The following is a 4,470-nucleotide window of genomic DNA, read 5'->3' on the forward strand; positions in this document are numbered from 1 at the left end:
GTCAGTCGCTCAGGCCCAGGAGGACCACGAGTCCTGTCGCCCGGACGGTCTCTACGCGACCCCCGGCGTCGACGTCCCCTACTGCACCGTCTACGACAGCGCCGGACGCGAGAAGATGGGAGCCGACCACCAGCGCCGTGTCATCGGCTACTTCACCAGCTGGCGGACCGGCAAGGACGGCCGCGACGCCTACCTGGCGTCCGACATCCCGTGGGAGAAGGTCACCCACCTCAACTACGCCTTCGCGCACGTCGACTCCGACAACCGGATCTCCGTCGGCCCGAACACCGCCGACAACCCGGCCACCGGCATGACCTGGCCCGGCGTCCCCGGCTCCGAGATGGACCCGGCCTTCCCCTACAAGGGCCACTTCAACCAGCTCAACAAGTTCAAGAAGCAGCACCCGCACGTCAAGACGCTTGTCTCCGTAGGCGGTTGGGCCGAGACCGGCGGCTACTTCGGGCCCGACGGCGAACGCGTCGACTCCGGCGGCTTCTACACCATGGCCACCAACGCGAACGGCTCGGTGAACCAGGCCGGCATCAACACCTTCGCCGACTCCGCCGTGAAGTTCCTGCGCGACTACGGCTTCAACGGCCTGGACATCGACTACGAGTACGCCACGTCGATGAAGGACGCCGGCAACCCGCTGGACTGGGCCGTCGCCAACCCGCGGCGCGCCGGGCTCAACGCCGGCTACTCCGCGCTGATGAAGACCCTCCGCGAGAAGCTCGACCGGGCCGGCGCCCAGGACGGCAAGCACTACCTGCTGACCGTCGCCGCGCCCTCCTCCGGCTACCTGCTGCGCGGCATGGAGACGTACGACACGGCCAAGTACCTCGACTACGTCAACATCATGTCCTACGACCTGCACGGCGCCTGGAACGAGTTCGTCGGCCCGAACGCCTCACTGTTCGACGACGGCAAGGACGCCGAACTCGCCGCCGCCGGCGTCTACACCACCTCCCAGTACGGCGGCATCGGCTACCTCAACACCGACTGGGCGTACCGCTACTTCCGTGGCGCGATGCCGGCCGGCCGCATCAACGTCGGCCTGCCCTACTACACCCGCGGCTGGAAGAACGTCACCGGCGGCACCAACGGCCTCTGGGGACGCTCCTCCGCCACGAACTGCCCCGCCGGCTCGGGGCTGACCAAGTGCGGTGACGGAGCCGTCGGCATCGACAACCTCTGGCACGACCTCGACACGCAGGGCAAGGAGTCCCCGGCGGGCTCCAACCCGATGTGGCACGCCAAGAACCTCGAGAAGGGCATCGTCGGCGACTACGTCACCCAGTACGGGTTCCCCGCGGACACCAAGCTGACCGGCACCTACGCCCGCAAGTACGACAGCACGCTCGTCGCGCCGTGGCTGTGGAACGCGGAGAAGAAGGTCTTCCTCTCCACCGAGGACGAGCAGTCCGTGCGGGCCAAGGCCGACTGGGTCGTCGAGCAGGGCATCGGCGGCACGATGATGTGGGAGCTGGCCGGCGACTACGCGTGGAACGCGACGAAGGGCCAGTACGAGCCCGGCGACACGCTGACGACGATCATGTACGACGCGTTCAAGTCCGCCTCGCCGTACGGCGCCAAGCGCGCCACCATCGAGATGCCCACCGAGACCCTGGACATCGGGGTGCGCTTCACCGACTTCGCGCTCGGCGACAGCAACTACCCGATCAGCCCCAAGCTGCGCATCCGCAACAACACGCAGACGACCCTGCCCGGCGGCACCGAGTTCCAGTTCGACTACGCGACCTCGGCCCCCGGCAACGCCAAGGACCAGTCCGGCTTCGGCACCACCATCATCCGCAGCGACCACACCGGCAACGGCAACGTCGGCGGCCTGCGCGGCGACTACCACCGGGTGTCGCTGAAGCTCCCGGCCTGGCAGTCCCTCGCCCCCGGCGAGGAGGTCAGCCTCGACTTCGTCTACTACCTGCCGGTCTCCACACCGTCGAACTGGACGGTGACGCTGGACGGCAAGAAGTACGGCATCGCGGCCGACCTGGCCCGAGGCACCACCCCCGGCACCCCCGGCGGTGGCGACAACGGCGGTGGCGACAACGGTGGCGGTGACAACGGTGGCGGTGACAACGGCGGTGGGCCCGGCGGGCCCGGCGAGTGCACCGCACCGGCCTGGGAGCGCGGCAAGGTCTACAACGGCGGCGACCAGGTCTCCTGGAACGACCGCACCTGGAAGGCCAAGTGGTGGACCCAGAACGACGAGCCCGGCACCACCGGGCAGTGGGGAGTCTGGGAAGACCTCGGTGCCTGCTGAGTCATGACCCCGAGCTGACCGGTTCCCGAGCCATCCGGTAGCAGGGCCTCCGGCGCCGTGCGCGCCCCCGAACAGGGGGAGTGCACGGCGCCGGCGTTTTTCGTCAGCGCGGGACGCGCGCGTCGTGGAGTCGGGGGAGGGTTTTCGTCGGGCCGCTCGGGTGAGACCGGCGCGTGAGCGCGGGCGCCAAGAGTGATCGTGTGCTTACCGTACGAATCGAACACTCCCTTCCCTCCCCATGGAGAAAGACATGCGCAGAAAGTCCCTGGTGGTCCTCAGCGCGCTGGTCGCGGCGACCCTCGCCCCGGGCGGCACCGCCCTGGCGGGCGGCGGCCCGGGCGGCGACAAGCTCCCGCCCGAGCTGCAGGAGGTGCGGGACGCCACGGCCCGCTTCCACAGCGTCTGGGAGGCCCAGGCCGAAGGCTACGAGCTCGCCTCGCCCTGCGTGGAGGGCATGGGCTTCCACTTCGCCAAGTCCATCGCCGCCGACCAGAGCGAGCTCAAACCGACCGAGCCGAACGTGCTCGTCTACGCGCCGACGCCGAACGGCGGCCTGAAGCTCGTCGCCGTCGAGTACGCCTCGCAGACCGCCGCCACCCTCTTCGGCCAGGACTTCGACCCGCCGAACGGCCTCCCCTTCTACACGCTCCACGCCTGGATCTGGAAGAAGAACCCCAAGGGCGTCTTCAACGCCACGAACCCGAAGGTCAGCTGCGACGTCAACCCGTACAAGCAGTCCGGCCGCAAGTGACCTCCGGTCGGCGTGCGGCCCGCCCGGGCCGCACGCCGACACCGCCATTGGTGCGACCAATCGCGGTGACCGCCAGGACCTTGAGTCTCCCCGGCCGGCCTTCTAGCGTGGTGCCTCCCGTCGTCGCCGTTCCGGCGCCCGGCCCCGCGAGGAGCACATGATCCCCACCTGCCGGCGTCCGCGGCCGCCCTCGGCGCCGCCGTCCCTGCTCGGACGGCCCGCCTGACCCGCGCCAAACGGGCAACTCACCGCTCCAAGTGGCGCGTACACGACAGATCGTCCCGGTCCGCGGCACCGGCGGGTGAGAGGCCGGCGCAGGGGGAAAGGGTCTGATACTCCGGCGGCGGCCGGCGGTCCGCGTCCTCGTCCACCCCACCCTCCGGCATACCCGCGAGGCGGTCGGCGGGCGGGGCGGGCGGTGAGCGCGGCCGAACGACGGTCGGTCGGGCGGCGACGTCCGGCCGAGGCGCGACGGGCACCGTGAGCGGCGCCGGCGGCGCCCGTGTGGCGGCGGGGTTCAGGCCCCCCGCCGCCACCACCGGACGGCGCCCTGACTGCCGGACACCCCGTCAGCGCTTCTGCGCGAACAACGCGTTGGCATCCCTCGGGGCCCGGGCGGCGAAGCCGAACGTGCCCCCCTCGGTGATCTCCCGGACGCCGTCCAGTACCGCGCCCAGCGCCGCCCGGGCCAGCGTCGACCCCAGACTGACCCGGCGGACGCCGCACGCGGCCAGCTCCGGCAGCGTCAGCGGCTGCCGGGCGCTGGCCGGCAGCACGTTCACCGGCCGGTCGACGGCCTCGCACACCCGGCGTATCGCCTCCGCGTCCGGCAGTCCGGGGGCGAAGAGGACGTCGGCTCCCGCCGCCGCGTACGCCCGGAGCCGCTCGACCGTGTCGTCGAGGTCGGGCCGGCCGTGCAGGAAGTTCTCCGCGCGGGCGGTGAGGGTGAAGGGGAAGTCCAGCGCGGCCGCCGCCTCCGCCGCGGCCCGGACCCGCTCGGCGGCCTCCGCGACCGGGCGGATCGGCGCGGCCGGATCGGCGGTCGAGTCCTCGACGGAGGCGCCGACGAGCCCGGCCCGCGCCGCGAGCCGGATCGTCTCGGCGACCTCGCCCGGGGTGCGGCCGTAGCCGTCCTCCAGGTCGCCGGAGACGGGCAGCCCGGTGGCGTCGACGACGGTCGCGGCGTTCGCCAGCGCCTCCTCGCGGGTGACCAGGCCGCGTCCGTCCGCGAGGCCGAGCGACTGCGCGACGGCGGCGCTCGACGTCGCCAACGCCGGGAAACCGGCGTCCGCGAGCAGCCGGGCCGTGCCCGCGTCCCAGGCGTTCGCCATGACAAAAGCCCCCGGGGCTCCCGGGTTCCGGTGCAGCTCGCGGAAGACCTCGCCGCGACGCCGCAGTTCTGCCGTGCCCAGTCCCATGTCCGTACCCTCCCGTGGAG

Annotated in this window: 3 protein-coding genes; 2 read left to right on the forward strand and 1 reads right to left on the reverse strand. The window is 71.7% G+C overall.

Annotated features, from left to right (window positions below; translation table 11 throughout):
- Window positions 1–2,281: chitinase C-terminal domain-containing protein (locus GL263_RS22245; protein WP_182857524.1), on the forward strand; the 2,281-nt coding region annotated here is incomplete at its 5' end.
- Between the two features lie 250 nt (window positions 2,282–2,531).
- Entirely contained in the window at window positions 2,532–3,032 is a 501-nt protein-coding gene (locus GL263_RS22250; RefSeq protein WP_182857525.1) for a hypothetical protein, read from the forward strand.
- A 569-nt stretch (window positions 3,033–3,601) separates the two neighbouring features.
- On the opposite strand, the gene GL263_RS22255 is transcribed toward GL263_RS22250, so the two are convergent.
- Window positions 3,602–4,470 (reverse strand): isocitrate lyase/PEP mutase family protein (locus GL263_RS22255; RefSeq protein ID WP_438947992.1); only part of this gene is annotated, 869 nt, incomplete at its 5' end.

This window comes from Streptomyces durbertensis (assembly GCF_014156695.1).
Classification (GTDB): Bacteria; Actinomycetota; Actinomycetes; order Streptomycetales; family Streptomycetaceae; genus Streptomyces; species Streptomyces durbertensis.

Bases quoted from the DNA above. Each gene is read 5' to 3' on its own strand.
- GL263_RS22250 (WP_182857525.1), top strand. From the start codon at position 2,532: ATGCGCAGAAAGTCCCTGGTGGTCCTCAGCGCGCTGGTCGCGGCGACC.